This is a genomic window from Mycolicibacterium sp. lyk4-40-TYG-92 (genome assembly GCF_030209435.1).
Classification (GTDB): domain Bacteria; phylum Actinomycetota; class Actinomycetes; order Mycobacteriales; family Mycobacteriaceae; genus Mycobacterium.
The window spans coordinates 560,166-578,538 of the sequence record NZ_JARVRX010000003.1; the positions used below are offsets into that span (position 1 = coordinate 560,166).

The 18,373-nt window shown below is 66.3% G+C and carries 16 protein-coding genes; 7 read left to right on the top strand and 9 right to left on the bottom strand.

Annotation, left to right across the window (positions count from 1 at the left end; genetic code table 11):
* The first annotated feature begins 62 nt into the window (after positions 1–62).
* Complete coding sequence (locus QRN63_RS08855; RefSeq protein ID WP_285030562.1) at positions 63–1,226, top strand: sulfotransferase family protein; 1,164 nt, start codon at positions 63–65, stop codon at positions 1,224–1,226.
* Here the strand turns inward: QRN63_RS08855 and QRN63_RS08860 are convergent.
* Entirely contained in the window at positions 1,223–3,022 is a 1,800-nt protein-coding gene (locus tag QRN63_RS08860; protein ID WP_285030563.1) for a CocE/NonD family hydrolase, read from the bottom strand. The two genes, QRN63_RS08855 and QRN63_RS08860, sit on opposite strands and share 4 nt — an antisense overlap.
* Positions 3,023–3,364: 342 nt before the next feature.
* Here QRN63_RS08860 and QRN63_RS08865 point away from each other — a divergent pair, with 342 nt between their 5' ends.
* A complete protein-coding gene (locus QRN63_RS08865) occupies positions 3,365–4,060 on the top strand; it encodes an Rv3717 family N-acetylmuramoyl-L-alanine amidase (RefSeq protein WP_323849188.1) in 696 nt (231 codons plus the stop codon).
* On the opposite strand, the gene QRN63_RS08870 is transcribed toward QRN63_RS08865, so the two are convergent.
* The gene (locus tag QRN63_RS08870; RefSeq protein ID WP_267319709.1) at positions 4,057–4,893 is read right to left on the bottom strand and encodes a helix-turn-helix transcriptional regulator; all 837 of its coding nucleotides are present in this window, start codon (positions 4,891–4,893) and stop codon (positions 4,057–4,059) included. The two genes, QRN63_RS08865 and QRN63_RS08870, sit on opposite strands and share 4 nt — an antisense overlap.
* An 83-nt stretch (positions 4,894–4,976) precedes the next feature.
* On the opposite strand from QRN63_RS08870, the gene ilvD reads away from it, so the two are divergent.
* Positions 4,977–6,890 carry a dihydroxy-acid dehydratase gene (gene ilvD / locus QRN63_RS08875; protein ID WP_285030453.1) on the top strand — a complete coding sequence of 638 codons (1,914 nt, stop codon included), beginning with the start codon at positions 4,977–4,979 and terminating at the stop codon, positions 6,888–6,890.
* Here the strand turns inward: ilvD and QRN63_RS08880 are convergent.
* The 4 genes from QRN63_RS08880 to QRN63_RS08895 are packed head-to-tail and all read right to left on the bottom strand — an operon-like array spanning position 6,874 to position 11,543.
* Positions 6,874–8,370 (bottom strand): aldehyde dehydrogenase family protein, encoded by a 1,497-nt coding sequence (locus QRN63_RS08880; RefSeq protein WP_285030564.1) that lies wholly within the window; start codon positions 8,368–8,370, stop codon positions 6,874–6,876. The genes ilvD and QRN63_RS08880 overlap by 17 nt on opposite strands.
* Positions 8,371–8,403: 33 nt before the next feature.
* Complete coding sequence (locus QRN63_RS08885) at positions 8,404–9,708, bottom strand: alanine racemase (protein WP_285030454.1); 1,305 nt, start codon at positions 9,706–9,708, stop codon at positions 8,404–8,406.
* A 3-nt stretch (positions 9,709–9,711) separates the two neighbouring features.
* Positions 9,712–10,059, bottom strand: coding sequence for a hypothetical protein (locus tag QRN63_RS08890; RefSeq protein WP_267319706.1), 348 nt, complete (start codon positions 10,057–10,059; stop codon positions 9,712–9,714).
* Positions 10,060–10,070: 11 nt separating this feature from the next.
* Positions 10,071–11,543, bottom strand: a complete 1,473-nt coding sequence (locus QRN63_RS08895; RefSeq protein WP_285030455.1) for an APC family permease — start codon at positions 11,541–11,543, stop codon at positions 10,071–10,073.
* A 262-nt stretch (positions 11,544–11,805) separates the two neighbouring features.
* Here QRN63_RS08895 and QRN63_RS08900 point away from each other — a divergent pair, with 262 nt between their 5' ends.
* Complete coding sequence (locus tag QRN63_RS08900; RefSeq protein ID WP_267319704.1) at positions 11,806–12,498, top strand: FadR/GntR family transcriptional regulator; 693 nt, start codon at positions 11,806–11,808, stop codon at positions 12,496–12,498.
* 44 nt (positions 12,499–12,542) lie between these two features.
* Here the strand turns inward: QRN63_RS08900 and QRN63_RS08905 are convergent, their stop codons facing one another.
* Both QRN63_RS08905 and QRN63_RS08910 read right to left on the bottom strand, forming a co-directional pair.
* Positions 12,543–13,979, bottom strand: a complete 1,437-nt coding sequence (locus QRN63_RS08905) for an amidase (RefSeq protein WP_285030456.1) — start codon at positions 13,977–13,979, stop codon at positions 12,543–12,545.
* Positions 13,980–14,091: 112 nt separating this feature from the next.
* A complete protein-coding gene (locus tag QRN63_RS08910) occupies positions 14,092–14,235 on the bottom strand; it encodes a hypothetical protein (protein WP_285030457.1) in 144 nt (47 codons plus the stop codon).
* Positions 14,236–14,297: 62 nt separating this feature from the next.
* On the opposite strand from QRN63_RS08910, the gene QRN63_RS08915 reads away from it, so the two are divergent.
* Together QRN63_RS08915 and QRN63_RS08920 are read left to right on the top strand one after the other, a co-directional pair.
* Entirely contained in the window at positions 14,298–15,089 is a 792-nt protein-coding gene (locus QRN63_RS08915) for an SDR family NAD(P)-dependent oxidoreductase (protein WP_285030458.1), read from the top strand.
* A gap of 1 nt (position 15,090) precedes the next feature.
* Complete coding sequence (locus tag QRN63_RS08920; protein ID WP_285030459.1) at positions 15,091–16,191, top strand: FAD-dependent oxidoreductase; 1,101 nt, start codon at positions 15,091–15,093, stop codon at positions 16,189–16,191.
* Positions 16,192–16,346: 155 nt separating this feature from the next.
* Here the strand turns inward: QRN63_RS08920 and QRN63_RS08925 are convergent, their stop codons facing one another.
* Positions 16,347–17,891, bottom strand: a complete 1,545-nt coding sequence (locus QRN63_RS08925; RefSeq protein WP_285030565.1) for an acyl-CoA carboxylase subunit beta — start codon at positions 17,889–17,891, stop codon at positions 16,347–16,349.
* 61 nt (positions 17,892–17,952) lie between these two features.
* On the opposite strand from QRN63_RS08925, the gene QRN63_RS08930 reads away from it, so the two are divergent.
* Positions 17,953–18,372: an SRPBCC family protein gene (locus tag QRN63_RS08930; RefSeq protein WP_020099652.1), complete on the top strand. Its 420-nt coding sequence runs from the start codon at positions 17,953–17,955 to the stop codon at positions 18,370–18,372.
* Position 18,373: the final 1 nt, after the last annotated feature.

Sequence of the window (18,373 nt, forward strand, 5' to 3'; positions counted from 1 at the left end):
TTGTCCGGCTCGATGACCTGGCCGATCCCACCTTCACGGCCGAGGCACAGCAGTTCCGGGACATGATGACGATGATGGCGGCAGACTGTCCGCTCGACGCGGCCGCGCTCCATGCCAAGGCGACCGCCGACACCGGCCTCGACGATTTCGGCCCCGCCGACTACCGCGAACGCCTCGACGTGCTGCTGGGCGCACTCCGGCAGATCGACGGTTTCAACGGCCCGGGCGTCGTCAACTTCTACGGTCAACTGCTGCAGCTGTTGAAGAACCGGCTGCTGCTCACCGATCTGCTGAAGCGGCACCCCGAGATTCACGACATCGAACTGCTGCCCCCGGTCGTCATCGTCGGGTTGCCGCGCACCGGGACGACACATCTGCACAATCTGCTCGCGGCGGCAGGCACATTCCGGACCCTGCCGTACTGGGAGTCGATGGAGCCGTTCCCGCTGGCATCCGAGGCCGGTATCGAGCCGGACCCGCGGCGCACCCGGATGGACGTCGCGATCAGCGTGATGAACATCGTCATCCCGCACTTTCCGCTGATGCACGAGATGACCACCGACCACGTGCACGAGGAAATCCAGTTGCTGGCCAACGACTTTTCCACGATGTACTTCGAAACGCTGGCCGACGTCCCGGCATGGCGGGACTACTACGAAGCTCACGACCAGACCCCGCACTACCGGCACATGGTGACCCAGCTCAAGGCGCTGCAGTTCTTGCGCGGTGGCCGGCGCTGGTTGCTCAAGTCACCGCAGCACCTGGAACAACTACCGGTCCTCAATGCCGAATTACCCGGTGTGGTCGGTGTTTTCACCCATCGCGATCCGGTGCCGGTGGTGTTGTCGATGATCGCGATGATCACGTACTCGGCGCGCATGCACCGCAGCCCGGTACCGGTCGAGCACATCGCGGCGTACTGGGTGCAGCGGCTGGAACTCATGCTGGCCGGGCTGGTCCGGGACCGGGACGTGATCAGCCGGGATCGGTCCATCGACATCCGGTTCGACGACTTCATGGCCGATGATCTCGGCACCGCGGAGAGCGTGTTCGCCATTGCCGAGGAACAACTTTCGGACACCCAGCGCGCCGCAATGGCGCAGTACCTGGCCGGTCATCAGCGCGGCAGGCTGGGCCGTGTCGAGACGTCGTGCGAGATGTTCGGCCTCGACCCGGACGACCTGTCGGCGCGCTTCGCGCCCTACACGCAGCGGTTCTTGAGCTAGGACTGCTCCATAGTGGCCGGGTCGGCCAAGGGCACCACCAGATACGAAGCGTGCACGCCGCCTTGGTTGATCCGGTAGGTTCCGCCGGCCAGGGCCGTCCGCTGTGGGCGGGTGGGCACCAGATGCGGGAAGTCGTAGGTCGTGACGGTCAGCCGCAACCGGTGGCCTGGGGCGAGAACCGCCGCGGTGGGAAACACCTCGATGTCGTAGCGCGTCAGCTCACCGGGCACGACGGGCTCGGCGGCAGACTTGGTACTCATGTGGTGGGGCCGGAGCACGGTGCCGTCGGGTAGCAGCCAGCTGGCGTCGGGGTCGAGGGCGCGGTGCGAACCGAGGAGCGCGCCTTGCGTCAGAGGCCGGCTGACGCCGTCGGGCGAGAGGTCGTCCAGATATGTGACCCACAGGGTTTCGCTGCGGTCGGCGGTGGCGAAGATCGTCAGCCCGACGGGACCGGCCAGCAGCTGTTCGGTGTCGAGCGGCTCGCTGGTGTAGGTCAGCGCGTCGCGCTGCAGCCGGGAGTTGTCCTGGTCGTAGCGGACGCTGCGGCCCGTCTGCGAGGCCATGAAGCTGCCCATGCCGAGGCTCCACTGCTCCAGGCTGCGCCCGGAAACCGGTCCGCGAGAAAGGTATTGGAGCGTGGCGGTCGACTCGTCGGCCGACGGTGTGGCATGCAGGCCGCCGCCCAAGCCGAGGTACAGCCGGGTCGGGGTGGCCTCGGGGAACGGATAGGCATTGGTGCGGAACCACTTTGAGCTCCCGATCGCCTGAAAGCGCACCGGCGCACCGGCGACGGCCGCGGTCTCGTCGTCTTTGAGCCAGTGGTCGAACCAGCGCAGCTGCAACGCCTGCAGATGCTGGCCGTCGAGGTCCGAGACGTGGTACCACGGGCCGGCCATCAACTGGAACTTGTCGGAGACGGGCTGGTCGGCGGTCATGGCGGCACCGGCGGGACGGCCGGCGAAGGTGTTCTGCAGCGCCGCGTAGTTCAGGGGCGCACCGCGCTGGAAAGCGTCATGCCATCCGGCCACCAGAAACACCGCGACGCCGTTCTCGACGATCTTCGGCACCACGTCCGCCGGGCGCATGGTGTCCCAGAAGGTTCCGTCGAACGCGGTGCCGCCACCGGCGATGGCGTCCTTGATCAGGTTTCTGAAGTAGGTGCGTTGGTCGCGCCCCCGCTGCCGTACCGCGGAAATGCCGCCGGCCCTCGGCCTTTCATGGTCACCGCGATGGGCGAACTCCAGAACGGGATTGACCACGTTGAGCAGTGCATAGGTGGCGCCGTAGGCGCGGACCGTGCGCATGTGCGGGACACCGCCCATGGTGACGACGTCGCGATAGAAATCGTTGGCAGCCATTGCCGGGAAGATCGCCTTCAGAGGCGAGCCGGGACCCACCGCGGCTGCTGTCATGAGTTGGTTGATGGCCAGATAGGAGATCCCGAACATGCCGACGCGGCCGTTCGAATTGGGTAGTGCGGCAGCCCAATTCACGAGATCGACGCCGTCCTGCACCTGTTCGGGTCCGAGCATCTCGAACGATCCGCCCGACACGCCGGTGCCCCGCACGTCGGCCATCACCTCGATGTATCCCCGACGGATCAGATACGGCGTTGCGCCACCGCCGATCTGGGCGGCCGGTGGGGGCGCCTTCTTGCCGTAGGGCGTCATCGACAGGAGAACGGGAAAGGGGCCGGTAGCGGGCTCGCCCGTCGCCGGGTCGGTCGGATAGTGGATGTCCACCCGCAGCGTGATGCCGTCGCTCATCGGCACCGCGACGTTGTGGTGCACGCCCACGCCGTACAGCGCCGGCGGGGCGTTCCAGGGCGGCAACAGAGGCGATGGGCTGGTCTTCCGGGTGCGCGTGGCGGCCCAACCTGCAATCGCCTTGATTCGTCCGCCCACCCCTGGTGTCTCGACATGCGTCTCCACACCTCGACCGTACGCCGAACCCGAAAGAAGTTATTGCTTCGTGACGGAACCGTGTCAGGGCGCTCGGCGGCGTTCCCAGGGTCGGTCCGTAGCATCCAATCAGTGACCAGTAGTCCGTGTGACAGAGACGACGCAGGTAAGGGCGTCGGCTGCATCTCGCGCCGGCGCATGTTGAGAATGGCGGCTGCGGCTCCGGTTCTGGTCGGCATGCCTGCCGTCCTGTCGTCGCTCACCGCGCCGACGGCCAAGGCGCAGAGTCTCGCTGGTTCCATCGTGTTTCTCGACCCAGGCCACAACGGGGCCAACGACGCGTCGATCACCAAGCAGGTGCCCACCGGCCGTGGCGGTACCAAGGACTGCCAGACCAGTGGCACCTCGACCAATGCTGGTTTTCCCGAACACACTTTCACCTGGAATGTGGTGTTGCTCATCCGACAAGAGCTCATCAATGCCGGAGTGCAGGTTGGTTTGTCCAGGGACAATGACAATGCCTTGGCTGCATGTGTGGACCAGCGAGCGGCGATGGCGAACGCGATGCGCCCGAATGCCGTGGTTTCGATTCACGCCGACGGCGGACCGGCCGGCGGCCACGGTTTCCACGTTAACTACTCCGCGCCCCCGCTGAATCAGGTCCAGGCGGGGCCATCTGTCAGGTTCGCGCAGATCATGCGCGACCAGTTGGTGGCGGGCGGACTGACTCCGGCCACGTACATCGGCAGCAACGGCCTGTACGGCCGCGCCGACCTCACCGGGCTGAACCTCGCCCAGTATCCGTCGATCCTGGTCGAATGCGGCAACATGAAGAACCCCCAGGATGCCGCCCTGATGTCGTCTCAGCAGGGTCAGCAGGCCATTGCCAACGCTGTTGCCCGGGGCATCGCCGCGTTCATCCAGGCCACCTAACCGCCCCAGCCGGTCCAGATACCGGCCAGCTGCCGGTCCGCCTCCGGGGTGGCCGGGGTGTAGACGACGATGTTCAGATCCGGCAGGTCGGCCGGGGTTAGCCGGTGGTACTCCAGCTCGAGGTCGCCGAGTTCCTGATGGGCGAACCGGCGGATGCGCGTCTGAAAGCCTTCGATGGTGTGGTCGTTCCAGACCTGCTCGAATTCGTCGCTTTCCGCGCGCAACCGGTCGAGTAGCGTGACAACGGCGGGTTCGTCGAGTCGGGCGCCGTTCTGGATGCGGTACTCGGAGACGAAGCGCCGACTCTCCACTTCCCAGTCGGGCATGAGCTGCCGGATCGACGGATCGGTGAACACCAGCCACAGCAGGTTGCGATCTGCGCGCGCGACCGTCCGCACCCGCGGATACAGCGCCGCGTAGGCACGATTCCATGCTGTGATCTCCCAATCGAGATCGATCGCGAAGGCCGGCGATCGGCCGAACGCCTCCAACAGCCGGAGCAGATGTTCGGGCGGCTCGCCTGCGTCCGGCATGAGCTGGGCGCCACCCGGGGAGAAACCGGCCAGTGCCAGCAGGTATGTCTGGTCGGCAGGGGAGAGCCGCAGTGTTTCTCCGATGGCGTCGAGCACCTGCCGCGACGGATTGATGTCTCGGCCCTGTTCCAGCCACGTGTACCAGGTGACGCTGATGGCGGACAGGAACGCCACTTCCTCACGGCGGAGGCCGGTCTGGCGGCCCCGGATCGGCGGCAGATCGTGCTGGGCGCGGTCCACCGACTCGCGGCGCATCCGCAGGAATCCGCCCAGCTCTGCGCGGGCGGCCTGGTTGGACATCGCTCAATGTTAAGACGGGTAGTGGCAGTACTAGAGGCAGCACCGTCTTCGCTTGTCGCACGTCGCGCAGAACCATGGGTGTCATGCCCGAATTGAGATCCAGAACCGTCACCCATGGCCGGAACATGGCCGGCGCGCGGGCCCTGCTGCGTGCGGCCGGTGTGTCCGGGACCGACATTGGCAAGCCAATTGTGGCTGTTGCCAACAGTTTCACCGAGTTCGTCCCCGGCCACACTCATCTGCAGCCGGTGGGGCGCATCGTGTGCGAAGCGGTGCAGGCGGCGGGTGGCATAGCGCGGGAATTCAACACGATCGCTGTCGATGACGGCATCGCCATGGGCCACGGCGGCATGCTGTATTCGCTGCCGTCCCGCGACCTGATCGCCGACTCGATCGAATACATGGTCAACGCGCACCGCGCCGATGCGCTGGTCTGTATCTCCAACTGCGACAAGATCACTCCCGGTATGTTGATGGCCGCGCTGCGGTTGAACGTGCCGACGGTGTTCGTGTCCGGCGGTCCGATGGAGGGTGGCACGGCGACGCTCGTCGACGGCACCGTGCGCACCGGCCTGCACCTGATCTCGGCGGTGACCGACGCGGTCGCTCCCGAGGTCTCCGACGCCGACCTCGAGCGCGTCGAGGCCGCGGCGTGCCCCACCTGTGGGTCGTGCTCCGGCATGTTCACCGCGAACTCGATGAACTGCCTCACCGAGGCGATCGGACTGGCCCTGCCGGGCAACGGCACGACACTGGCGACCCATACGGCGCGCCGCCGGCTCTATGAAGACGCCGGCGCGGCCGTCATGGACCTGGTTCGGCGCTACTACGACGAGGACGACGAGGACGCGCTGCCCCGCAACATTGCTTCTGCCGCAGCGTTTTCCAACGCCATGGTGGTCGACATCGCGATGGGTGGATCAACCAATACCATCCTGCACCTGCTCGCCGCGGCCAGCGAAGCGGAAGTGGATTTCGATCTGGCCGACATCGAAGCGCTCTCGACCCGAATTCCGTGCATCTGCAAGGTCGCCCCCAACGGCAGGTACCTGATGGAGGACGTGCACCGGGCCGGTGGCATCCCCGCCGTGATGGGAGAACTGCTGCGGTCGGGCCTGCTCGACACAGATGTGCGTGCGATCCACGCCGATTCGCTCATCTCGTGGCTCGAGCAGTGGGACATCCGGTCTGCCGTGGTCTCGGACGGGGCCGTGGAGCTGTTCCACGCCGCGCCGGGCGGGGTGCGGTCCAGTTCGGCTTTTTCGCAGTCTTGCCGCTGGGAAAGCCTCGACCTCGATGCGGAGTCTGGCTGCATTCGCGATGTCGCGCATGCGTATTCGGCAGATGGCGGTCTCGCCATCCTGCGCGGGAACCTCGCCGAGGGCGGGTGCGTGGTGAAGACAGCCGGCGTTGACGAATCGATCCTGCGCTTCAGCGGGCCGGCCGTGGTCGTGGAATCACAGGAGGAGGCGCAGGACGTTATCCTCAGCGGCCGGGTGCGGCCCGGTGATGTCGTGGTCGTGCGTTATGAGGGCCCGCGCGGCGGGCCGGGAATGCAGGAAATGCTCTATCCCACCTCGTATCTCAAGGCTGTCGGACTGGGCAAGGTGTGCGCGCTGATCACCGATGGGCGGTTCTCCGGCGGATCCTCGGGGTTGTCGATCGGTCACGTCTCGCCGGAGGCGGCGGCCGGTGGTGTCATCGCCCTGGTGCAGGACGGGGACCACATCGCCATCGACATTCCGGCCCGTCGCATCGAATTGTGCGTCGACAGCGCTGAACTCGACGCCCGCCGGCTCCGGCTGGAACGCGATGGCGGGTACTGGCCGCAGCGCCGGGACCGCGAGGTGTCGCCGGCGCTGCGGGCCTACGCCGCGATGGCTCTCTCGGCCGACCAGGGCGCGGTGCGCGACGTGTCGGGGGTCGAGGCCGCGAGCCGAGCCGCCGGGGCGCAGGCTCGGCTCGCGGCGGCTGGTGCCGCTACAACGCAACGTTGACGGCTTTGGTCTGGGTGTAGAGGTCGATGGCCGACGCACCCAGTTCCCGGCCCCATCCCGATTGCTTGTATCCGCCGAACGGCATCGCTGTGTCGAAGCCGTTGTACTGATTGATCCAGACCGAGCCGGCGTGCAACTGCCGGGCCAGCCGGTGTGCCCTGGAGATGTCACGCGTCCAGATTCCGGCGGCCAGTCCATAGATCGAGTCATTGGCGGCAGCGGCGATGTCGTCATCTGCCCGGAACGGTATCGCCGCCACCACCGGGCCGAAGATCTCCTCCGCCACCACACGGAATTCCGGTTGCACATCGACGAATACTGTGGGTTCGACGAAGAAACCGTGCTCGCCCCAGCGTTTTCCGCCGCACAGAGCACGTGCGCCGTCTGCCAGTCCCGCGGCCAGATAGTCGGTGACCTTGTCGAACTGGCTCTGTGAGACCAGCGGACCGAGCTGAGTGGCCGGATCGAGGCCGTGGCCGATCGTCACGCGGGACGCGGCGTCGGCAACCGATGCGGTGAACTCGTCGAATATGTGGTGCTCGACGAACAACCGCGTTCCGGCGGCACAGCATTGCCCGTGGTTGAACAGCCAGGCGTTGAGTGAACCGGTCACGGCGGCATCGAAATCGGCATCGGCGAACACGATGTTGGGGCTCTTGCCGCCCAGCTCGAGTGACACCTTCTTCAGGTTGCCGCCGGCGGCTGCCAGTACTCGCTTGCCGACCTCTGTGGAACCCGTGAACGCGATCTTGTCCACGCACTCGTGCGCGGCCAGCGCCGCGCCGGCGTCGCCGAACCCGGTCACCACGTTGACCACGCCAGGGGGAAATCCGGCCTCGAGGAAGAGCTCGCCGAGCAACAGGGCGGAAAGGGGCGTCTGCTCAGCCGGTTTGAGGACGACGGTGTTGCCGGCGGCGAGGGCCGGCGCAAGCTTCCACGCCGCCATCAGGATCGGGAAGTTCCACGGCACGATGAGTCCGCAGACGCCGACAGGCTCCCGGAGGGTGTAGGCATGGAACTGGCCGCCGGGGACGAACGGCATGGACACATCGACCGTTGTGCCCTCGATCTTGGTGCACCAGCCCGCGTAGTAACGGAAAACGTCGGCCGCCCACGCCACATCGACGGCGGTGGCGACCGCGGCGGACTTGCCGTTGTCGAGTGCCTCCAGTTGGCCGATCTCTTCGGCCCGCTCCGAGAGCAGATCACCCACTCGCCACAACAGGCGTTCGCGCTCATTGGGTTTCAGGGCCGGCCAGGCTCCGCTGTCGAACGCGCGGCGGGCGGCTCGCACGGCTCGGTCGACGTCCTGCGCGTCTGCGCGGGCGAACTCGGCGAGTCGCAGTCCGGTACCGGGGTCGTCGGTCGGAACGGTGCGGCCAGAGGTGGCGTCGACCCATTCGCCGCCGATGAGCAGTCGCTTGGGGCTGTGCAGGAAACGGGCGACAGCTGGGAGAACAGGGTGGCCGGCGACCGTCATCGCCTCGGTTGTCGTGGATGTCATGGTCATGCCTCAGCTCACGTCGCGGTACGAACGGCCGACCGCGTCGAGTCGGTCGAGTGTGTGCTGCAGCGGCAGCACATTGAACGTCTCGTCGAGTTGGTTGCACGCGGCATCGAACACGCCCTCGACGCGGGGATTGCCGGTGGCGATGCCGCTGACCGCAGCGGTGTACCCGCGTTCGAGGAATGCCTGGGGGTGGTGCACCACCAGCACGGTGTCGCCGATCGCCGGCATCGGATCACCCGGGCCGAATACGCCATGGGCATCGACCATTTCGTTGTAGAGGTACGGGATGCGGCAGCCCCTCGCGGAGTCGAGATCCGTACCGGCCGCGGCGGACATAGGCTCCGGGTCATACAGATCGGAGACGAAGTTGAACACGCCGCCGGCGGTGTAGACGTTGTCGCCCCAGTAGTGGCTGACCTCGGTGACCACGACTTGTGCCGGAAGTTCTGCCATGTACTGCTTGGCGTGGAAGCCTCCCGACCCGGCCAGCGACACTCCGGGTTCCACCTCGGTGACGCCGTAACTCGCAAGGACGGGAAATGTTCCGACGTTGGCGTTGCCGCCGACGTTGAGGTGGAGGTCGACCAGACCGAGTTCCTTCTCCAGCAGTTCCTTGGCCCGCAGCATGGTGAAGAACGCTTCGGTCGGCTTCACCAGTGACGGATCTCCGGTCTCCCCGTAGCCGATCGCGGAGAACTGGGTCAACCCAGCAACCTCGATATTCGGAAGGTCCAGCAGCGGTTGGATTCCCGAGACACAGGTGTCCTCCGTCCATCCGCCGACCAGGCCGCTGAAGGCGCCGTCGTCGACACCGACGATCGGGGTTCCCGTTGATGCCTGGTTGGTCACCCGCACGTAGAGGCGCTGCGTGACGCCGAGTCGTGTGGCGGCAGCGGACGCCCGCGCGGCGGCCTCGTAGGTGTAGACGGTGATGAATTCGGGGCGCATCGCGACCACTGCGGGAACCTGCGCGGCCGGGATGTTCTGGATGTGGCCGACATTGCCTAGCGGGAACCCGTAGCGGTGAATCCGGTGTGCCTGGAGCGTTTCCACCGCACAGGTGGAGGGGATGCCGCACTCGAGCATCACCTTGGTCATGAACGGGTTGAGGCCGTTCTGCTTGGTCATGGCGTATACCCGCAGCCCGTGTTTCTCGGCGGCCTCGGCCGTGCGCCGGGCGTTCTGGGCGATCATGTCCAGGTCGATCAGTTGCGTGGCCGATGGCACCGCACCGGCCTGATGAAGATCGATGGCGGCGGCGAGCATGTTGGAATTGAGTGCGAAGGCACGGTCGAGAAGTGTTCTCATGTTTCAGCTTTCGGTGTAGTAGGCGGCCAGTTCCGGAAGTGCCAGAGCCGGGGGATTGTCGAGATCGAGTCCCGTGCAGGAGCGCAGGCAGTCTTTGAACCACCGGTCGAACGGCCGTGTGGATTCGCTCATTCGCTCGAGTGCCACTGAGAAGTCGACGCACTCCAGGTAGGCCACCAGGATGTCGTCGGCGGGGGATCGGACGATGAACCACGCCTCTTTGGTTACTTCGAGTTCGCGTTGTGATTCGGCATACGCCCCAGCGCGAGGGCCGGCCAGCTCGGCCATGAACGCCTCGGTGGACGGCAGCTGTCCCGCGATCAGCGGAAGATGAAGACAGATGGGGGACACAGGTTTTCCTTTCACTTGGCCGGGCTGGTCACCACAGTTGTGGCGTCGTCGCGGGTTGCGGGCTCCAGATATCCGAAGTCGGCATATCGGTCGGGCCGGGTCCGGCGGAGGTAGGACGCGCCCAGCAGACCGATTCCGAACGCGACGGGCAGCAGCACCCAGAGGTGGTTCATCAGATTCGATGTGGCGCCGGTCAGTGCCGGGAAGTGCCATACTGACAACCCGATGCCGGTTGCGAGGAGCAGGGCTGCAGCGATGGGTGCGATGGTGGTGCGCCACAGTTCGCGATCTGGTCGCCGGGCAAAGAACCCGACCACTGCGCAGCTCGCGAGTCCCTGCAGGCACAGCATCCCCAGTGCGCCGAGGCCGAGGAAGCCGGCCGCGATGTCTTCCACGTCGAGTCGCGTGAGCGCCATGATCACGAGGACCACGCCGGCGAATCCCAGTTGGGTCCGGCTCGCGATGTGTGGCGAACCGTGCCGGTCATGGACGCGGGCCAGGGCGGGTGGCAATGCGCCGTCACGCGCCAGCGCGAACATGTACCGCGCCGTGGCGTTGTGGAAGGCGAGCAGGGCGGCGAACAGACTGGTACACACCAACAGATGCATGATGTGGTCGGATATCCCGCCGACGTACAAGCTGTTGGCTTTGAACACAAAGTCCGAATCCTCTTGGGCTGCTTGAACTGCGCCCTGCGGTCCGAATGCCGCGATCAGCGACCAGGTGGTGAGCACGTAGAACCCCGTGATGAGCGCCAGTGCGATGTAGGTGGCCCGCGGAATGGTGCGGCGCGGTTCGCGCGCTTCCTCGCCATAGATGGCGGTCGCCTCGAAACCGGTGAACGACGAAAAGGCGTAGACGACGCTCACGCCGATCGTTGCGGTGAAAACCGAACTCGGAGCGAATGATTCGAGTGGAAACGCCGCCGGCCCATTTTTGACCAGAACCATCATGTCCAGCAGTCCGAGGATGACGAACTCGGCCGCCATAAGTACACCGAGTACCTTCGCGCTGAACTCGATCCGGAAGTACGACAGCGTGACCAGTATCAGGTAGGCGAGCAATGACCAGACCTGCCAGGGCAGTTCGATACCCAGATCTGCTGATACTGCGCCCTGGGTCGAGATACCGACGAAGGCGATCAGCGCAACGACGTAGGCGTTGTAGCAGATCAGCGCGATCATGGCGGCCCCCATACCGAAGGCCCGCCCCAGTCCGCGGGTGATGTAGACGTAGAACGCGCCGGCACTGACCACATGGCGGCTCATGGCCACATATCCCACCGCGAACAGGGCAAGGGTGACGCCTGCTATCACGTAGATGCCCGGGGTTCCGATTCCGTTGCCATGACCGATGGATGCGCCGGCTCCGACGAACATCGCCCCGAGTGGTGACGCTGCCGCCACGACCATGAAAACGATTGCGCTGGTGCCGATCTGGCCTGAACGTAGACGTGGGGGAGGCTTGCGGTCCGAGAGAGCCATGCTGGCCAACTTTCTGGATTGGGTACTGAAAGGTTGTGCGGCGTAGTCCTGTTAAGGCCGCTGGCAGAGACGGTGCCGATTCGACGGCTGGGCAGAAGCGTATAAGTCATCAGACAACCTGACAAGAGCTATTTGTGAGTTGGCCAACATCGCGTCAGGTTTTGCCCGGCGGGGCGGTCGATGCGGGGTTTTCGCCGACTCAATGTGACGATTGGGCTGAGGAAAACGTCCACTCATCAGACAACCTGTTAGCGTTTTCCGCATGGCAGTGCTTCGTAGGTTTTCGCTCGTAGAGCAAGCGGCGGACCAGATCGCGGCGCGTATCACGGCGGGTGAGTGGGAGATCGGAGCCAAGCTTCCCGCGGAGTCGGCATTGGCCGGGGAGCTCGGCGTCGGCAGATCGACTGTGCGGGAGGCGATCAAGGAACTTCGCGGGCGGGGTCTGGTCGAGGCGCGCCAGGGTTCCGGCGTCTACGTCACCGCGCTCGAGCGCTCCGATGAATGGGAGGTGGTTCTGCGGCGGGCTGATATCGACGACGTGCTGGAAGTTCGGGAGGCCATCGAGTCGGCAGCCACGAGCCTGGCCGCCAGTCGCCGGGACTCCGGGGATCTCGCCCGGCTACGGGCGACGCTGAAGAAGCGGGCGGATGCCGAGGATGGCGGATCGGACGCAGAACTCATCGACGCCGACCTCGAGTTCCATCGCACCGTCGTACGCGCGGCGCACAATCCGGTGCTGTCGGAACTGTTCGAATCCTTTGCACCGCGGGTGCGTGCGGCCATGCTTGACATGTTGCAGCTGGCGCCGGATGACCGGTACCGGCACGATCAGGCGGTCCATTCCGAGATCCTGGATGCGATCCGGCGGCGCGACCCGGCGGGCGCCATGGCTGCCATGCTGGGGCAGCTCGAGTCCGACCGGCGCGGAAACGAACGATCCGTCACGGATTCGTGACGAGTTCGGCGTCGCCGCCGGATCGGCGGCGACGCCGAGCATCGTTATGACTGAGCTGCAGGCACATTCGGTCGCAGATGAGACCACGGCCGGGCTCGCTCGTATGCCGCGGCCACACTCAGCACCTGGGCGTCGGCTCGTAGGCCACCGATGATCTGCAACCCGACGGGCATGCCATCCGAGGTGAATCCGGCGGGCACCGAAATGGCCGGGTTGGTCGTCATGTTGAAGGGATAGGTCAGCACCCACCCCATCAGTTGGTGCGGTAGGGGCGCTCCGGACAGGCTGTCAGGGCAGAACGCGTCGGCGGCGAACGTGGGCTGTGTGGTGACCGGCGTGACGAGAAAGTCGAAGTCGCCCATGAACGCCGTCATCTGATCGACCATGCGTCCCCGCTCGGCATCGGCTCGCTGGATCTCACGCGCCGTCAGCCGGGCCCCCGACCGGAGCAATTCGATGAACTGCTCGTCGACCTCACCGACGTGCGCATCCCAGTCCGCGACATCGAGCATCGCTGAATACACCGGGGCCCACACGCCTTCCCACATGGCCTGCTCGGGATTGCCCCATCCGGGATCGGCTTCGTCGACTGTGCAGCCCAACTCCGCGAATGCTGTGACAGCGCGTAGGCAGATCGCCTCGATCTCGCGGGCGACGGTCGCGAATCCCAGATTAGGGGACCACGCGAAGCGCGCACCGGCGATGTCACGGTCGAGTGCCGCGACGTAGTCGACGTGGTCCGACGGAAGTGACAGTGGATCCGCCGGATCGAAGCCGGCCATGACGTTGAGCATCAGGGCCGTATCACCGACGGTGCGGGTGATCGGACCGTGATACGCGAAGGTGTGGAATCTGCCGGCCAGCCGTGTTTGGGGGATGCGGCCCAGGGCCGGCTTGAACCCGACGACTCCGTTCACCGCCGCCGGAATGCGCACGGAACCACCGCCGTCCGTGCCCTGCGCGAGCTGGCCGATACCCGCCGCGACGGCTGCCCCGGCACCGCTGCTGGAACCACCGGCCGTCATGCCGTGGCGCCACGGATTGTGGGTCGTGCCGTACAGATGGTTCGAGGATGTCGCCTTGTAGCCGCCCTCGGCACTGTTGGTCTTGCCGAGAAACAGTCCGCCCGCCGATTTGAGGCGTGCGGCGACGGGTTCGTCGTGCTCGGCGACCTGGTCCTTGAACGGGACAATTCCTGACGTCACAGGCGTTCCCGCCACAGCGCACACCTCTTTCACGCTGTAGGGGATCCCGTGCAGGGGCGGCAGGGGTCGTCGTCCGGCGAGTTGCTCGGTGAGCTCCTTCGCGTCGGACATCACCTGATCAGGGTCGTGATACACGAACGCGTTGAGGGACGGATTGACATCGGACAGCCGATCCAGCACGGCCTCGGCGACGTCGACCGGGGTGACCTCACGGTCGCTGATCTTGCGCGACAACTCCAGGGCAGGCATCCAGCACAGTTCTTCGTAATCGGACATGGCCCTCACTTTCCAGCGATTGATTGGGAGCAGGCCTGCACACTGGAGCCTACAACTTATCTGACAACCTGATAAGTGCTACGGGTCGGCTCGGGCCCGCGTTGGCCGAGTCCTAACGCTCAGCGTTGACGGGTTCGACGACTATGCCGCCCGGCGCCACGTCGACATCGGTGACGAGTGTCCGAACCCGCGAACCGTCGAGGGACACGGCCAGGATCTCTCGCTTGGCGATGTGCAGCACCAATAATTCGGTCAAGCCCGGATTATTCAGCGGGGTCGCTAGCGTTGTGTGACCGGAGCATTCATTGGAGGCAGACTGTGCACATTGATCTGACCGGCAAGACCGCCTTGGTCACGGGATCCACCCAGGGCATCGGGCTGGCCATCGCCGAAGGGCTGGCCAGCAGCGGCGCCCGGGTGGCGGTGAACGGACGCAGCGACGAACGAGTCCGGGCGGCCGTCACCGAACTCACTGGCAAGGGACTGCCCGACGTCATCGGCGTCGCGGCCGACGTCACCACCGACGACGGCGTAGCTCAACTCACAGAACAACTTCCGGACGTCGACATCCTGGTCAACAATCTCGGCATCTTCGGGTCCACCCCGGCGCGGGAGATCACCGACGATGAGTGGCGCAGATACTTCGAGGTCAACGTGCTGTCCGCAGCGCGCCTCATCCGTACCTACCTGCCCGGCATGACGGAACGCGGCTGGGGCCGCATGATCCAGATCGCCAGCGACTCGGCGATCGTCATCCCGGAAGAGATGATCCACTACGGCATGTCCAAGACGGCGCTGCTGGCGGTGACCCGCGGTTTCGCCAAGGATGCGGCCGGCACCGGCGTGACGGTGAACTCGGTGATCGCGGGCCCGACGCACACCGGCGGCGTCGAGGACTTCGTCTATCAGCTGGTCGACAAGACACTGCCGTGGGACGAGGCGCAGCGTGAGTTCATGATCAAGTATCGACCACAGTCGTTGCTGCGCAGGCTGATTGAGCCCGAGGAGATCGCCAACATGGTGGTGTACCTCAGCTCCGAGCAGTCGTCGGCGACCACAGGCGCCGCGGTGCGCGCCGACGGCGGCTACGTCGACTCGATCCTCCCCTGACGTGCGCAAGCGCGTCGTCATCGCCGGGTTGGGGGACAGCGGCATCCTCGCCGCCGTCCGGCTGGCCCCACACGCCGACGTGGTCGGCATCTCGGTCAAGGACGGCCTCGTCAGCGGGCAGGAACTCGGCATGCGCGTCTCGCGGCCCGACGCCTGGGCACGGGACTACCTCATCGGTTTCCGGCGGTTCCGTGGCCTGGATTCGGTGCGGATCGTGCATGGCGCCCTGACGGGTGCCGACCTGAGTGCGCGTACGGTCACGGTGGTGGCAGCCGACGGCACCGAGACCGTCGAGCCGTTCGACGTGCTGCTGATCTCCACCGGTACCACCAACGGGTTCTGGCGCCGGCCAACGCTGCAGACGGCCGACGACGTCGCGGCAGACCTGCATGACACCCACGGACGCCTGGCCAATGCGCAGCGCATCGCCGTGGTGGGTGGCGGCGCCACGGCGGTGAGCAGTGCCGGGAACCTGGCACGCGCGTGGCCGGACAAGGTGATCGACCTGTATTTCCCTGGCGCCCAGATACTTCCGGGATATCACGCCGGGACGCAGGTGCGCGTCGCGCAGCGGCTGGCGGAACTGGGCGTCCGGCAACACCTCGGTCACCGCGCGATCCTGCCCGCCAATCGGGACGAGATCACCACTGGACCAATCGAATTCAGCACCGGGCAACCGGACGGGGAAGCCGATGCGGTGCTGTGGGCGGTCGGACGAGTGCAGCCGAATACCGCCTGGTTGCCGCCGGAGATTCTCGACGACGACGGCTTCGTCCGCGTCACGCCGGAACTGATGGTGCCGGGGTATCCGGATGTCTTCGCGGTCGGTGATGTCGCGGCCACCGATCCGCTGCGAACGTCGGCACGCAATGGCGGCGGGGCGCTGGTGGCACGAAACATATTGGCTCAGCCGAAGTCTCGGAAGTTGCGACGCTACCGGGCACCATCGGTGCGCTGGGGGTCGGTGCTCGGACCTCAGCCCGACGGGCTGGAGGTGTTCACCCCGTGGGGTCAGTCGGTCCGGTTCCCGGCCTGGACCGTCGACCGGGTATTGCAGCGGTTCGTCGTGCGCCGGCAGTTGTACCGCGGCGTGCGCGACTGATCGGCAGTTGAGTCTGTAGCTACGGCGGCCGTCACTCGTGCTTTTGAGCCCTGGTTTCAGGGTCAATGCCTCGGCTGGGCCTACTGAGGTTGAGGCGGTAACTAAGGCGCTCGCTACTCGCAGTTTTGCGCCATCACTTCAGGGTCAGCGGTAACTCACCAGGTGTCGACGAAACTTCGCCGCGGTGCCAGGCCTGCGGGCTCGGCGGTCGCCAGTGTCGCGGCGATCAACGCCCGGGTCTCGGCGGGGTCGATGACGTCATCGATCTCGAACATCGACGCCGCATTGAGAGCCGCTGCGTTGGCCTGGGCGGCTGCGGTGGCGTCGCGCACCGCCTGCTCGCGGGCGTCGTCGTCGGCGATGGCTTCGAGCTCCTTGCGCAGCCCGAGCCGAACCGCGCCTTCCAGCCCCATGGGACCGAGATGCGCCCCCGGCCAGGCCACCGTCAGCAACGGTTCATGCAGGCTGCCGCCGCACATCGCCTGTGCGCCAAGGCCGTAACCACGCCGCAGGATCACCGCGATCAGTGGGACACGCAGTGCCGCCCCGGCGACCAACAGCCGCGATCCGCGCCGAACCAATGCCTCGGCCTCCGCGGCGGGCCCCACCATGAAACCCGGGCAGTCGACGAGGGACACCACGGGAATCCCGAAGGCATCGCAGAGTTGCAGGAAGCGGGCCGCCTTGTCGGACGCCGCCGCGGTGATGGCACCGGCCATGACCATGGTGTTGTTCGCGATCACGCCCACCGGGCGCCCCTCGATACGGGCCAGCGCGGTCACCAGTTCGGGTGCGAACTTCTGCCGCAGGAACGTGACGGAGCCTTCGTCAGCGAGCGTCTCGATGATCGGTGCGACCTGGTAGGCGCGCCGCGCGCGCTCGGGAACGATTGTGCGCAAGGCGGTTTGGTCCGGCACGATGCCGGGCGCGGTGGGTCCGCGGAAATAGCCGAGGAGTTGCCGGGCAACGGAGACCGCCGCCGCCTCGTCGGGCACCACCACGTCGACGACGCCGTTGGGCGCCTGCACCGAGATCGGGCCGACGGCATCGGGAGCGATGTCGCCGAGCCCGCCGCCGGCGATCATCGCCGGGCCACCCATGCCGATCGACGTGTCCTCGGTCGCGATGATCAGATCGGAACAGCCGGCGATCACCGCATTGCCCGCGAAACAGCGACCCTTGACCACTGCGATCCGAGGCACCACGCCGGACAGGCCGGCCCACAGCGCGAAGGCGCGGACGTCGAGTGATGACACCGTCGGATGATCGGTGTCACCGGGTCGCCCACCGCCACCCTCCGCGAAGAACACCGTCGGCAGCTTCATGCGGTCGATCAGTTCGAACAGCCGGTCCTTCTTGAGGTGCCCGAGGGCGCCCTGGGTGCCGGCCAGCACCGTGTAGTCGTAGGACAACACCGCACACGGGTGGCCGTCGACGTGGGCCGTGCCGGCCACGAGGCCGTCGGCCGGAGTGCGCGCGATCAGGTCGTCGAGCTCCCGGCGCGCCCGTTGTGCGGCGATGGCGAACCGGCCGTACTCGACGAAGCTGCCGTCGTCGACCAGGTCGAGGATGTTCTCGCGGGCGGTCCGGCCGCCGGCGTCATGTCGCCGCTGGACGGCGTCCGGCCGGGCGGCGTCCTCGGTGAGGGCCCGCCGGCGCAGGAGCTCGATGTGGTCGTCGCGGAGCGGTACTTCGGGCATTTGGCCGGGCATGGGGACAGCCTGCCAGGCGCCCCCAGTGGGGGTGCGGCATGATCGGTCCATGCAATCGACAGCAACCACCACCGTCGCCCGCCCGATCGACGTGGTCTGGGCGACCCTGATCGACCACGAAGGCATGGCCAACTGGGGTCCCGGCATCAGTGTGACCATCGACCAGCCCGGCACCCCCGCGCCGAACGGTCTGGGCGCGGTCCGGCGTATCTCGGCCCCCGGCCCGGCGCCGGCGATCGTCGAAGAGGTCGTCACGTTCGACGCCCCCAACGTCTTCGGCTACAAGGCCCGCTCCGGCGTGCCGTTCCCGGGCTATGCCGGTGAGGTGCGGCTGACCCCCGAGGGCTCGGGCACGCGCATCGACTACTCGCTGACCTCGACCGCATCGTTCCCGCCGGTGAAGCTGGCGCTGGTGGCCATCAACCAGGTGCTGCTGCGCCTGTTCGCGAAGGCCGCGAGCAAGGCCTGAG

Excerpts from the sequence above, each read along its gene's own strand:
- QRN63_RS08905 (WP_285030456.1), bottom strand. The coding sequence starts at position 13,979 with ATGTCCGATTACGAAGAACTGTGCTGGATGCCTGCCCTGGAGTTGTCG.
- QRN63_RS08895 (WP_285030455.1), bottom strand. The coding sequence starts at position 11,543 with ATGGCTCTCTCGGACCGCAAGCCTCCCCCACGTCTACGTTCAGGCCAG.
- QRN63_RS08870 (WP_267319709.1), bottom strand. The coding sequence starts at position 4,893 with ATGTCCAACCAGGCCGCCCGCGCAGAGCTGGGCGGATTCCTGCGGATG.
- QRN63_RS08930 (WP_020099652.1), top strand. The coding sequence starts at position 17,953 with ATGCAATCGACAGCAACCACCACCGTCGCCCGCCCGATCGACGTGGTC.
- QRN63_RS08865 (WP_323849188.1), top strand. The coding sequence starts at position 3,365 with ATGCCTGCCGTCCTGTCGTCGCTCACCGCGCCGACGGCCAAGGCGCAG.
- QRN63_RS08855 (WP_285030562.1), top strand. The coding sequence starts at position 63 with ATGATGACGATGATGGCGGCAGACTGTCCGCTCGACGCGGCCGCGCTC.
- QRN63_RS08925 (WP_285030565.1), bottom strand. The coding sequence starts at position 17,891 with ATGCCCGAAGTACCGCTCCGCGACGACCACATCGAGCTCCTGCGCCGG.
- QRN63_RS08900 (WP_267319704.1), top strand. The coding sequence starts at position 11,806 with ATGGCAGTGCTTCGTAGGTTTTCGCTCGTAGAGCAAGCGGCGGACCAG.
- QRN63_RS08880 (WP_285030564.1), bottom strand. The coding sequence starts at position 8,370 with ATGACGGTCGCCGGCCACCCTGTTCTCCCAGCTGTCGCCCGTTTCCTG.
- ilvD (WP_285030453.1), top strand. The coding sequence starts at position 4,977 with ATGCCCGAATTGAGATCCAGAACCGTCACCCATGGCCGGAACATGGCC.
- QRN63_RS08885 (WP_285030454.1), bottom strand. The coding sequence starts at position 9,708 with ATGAGAACACTTCTCGACCGTGCCTTCGCACTCAATTCCAACATGCTC.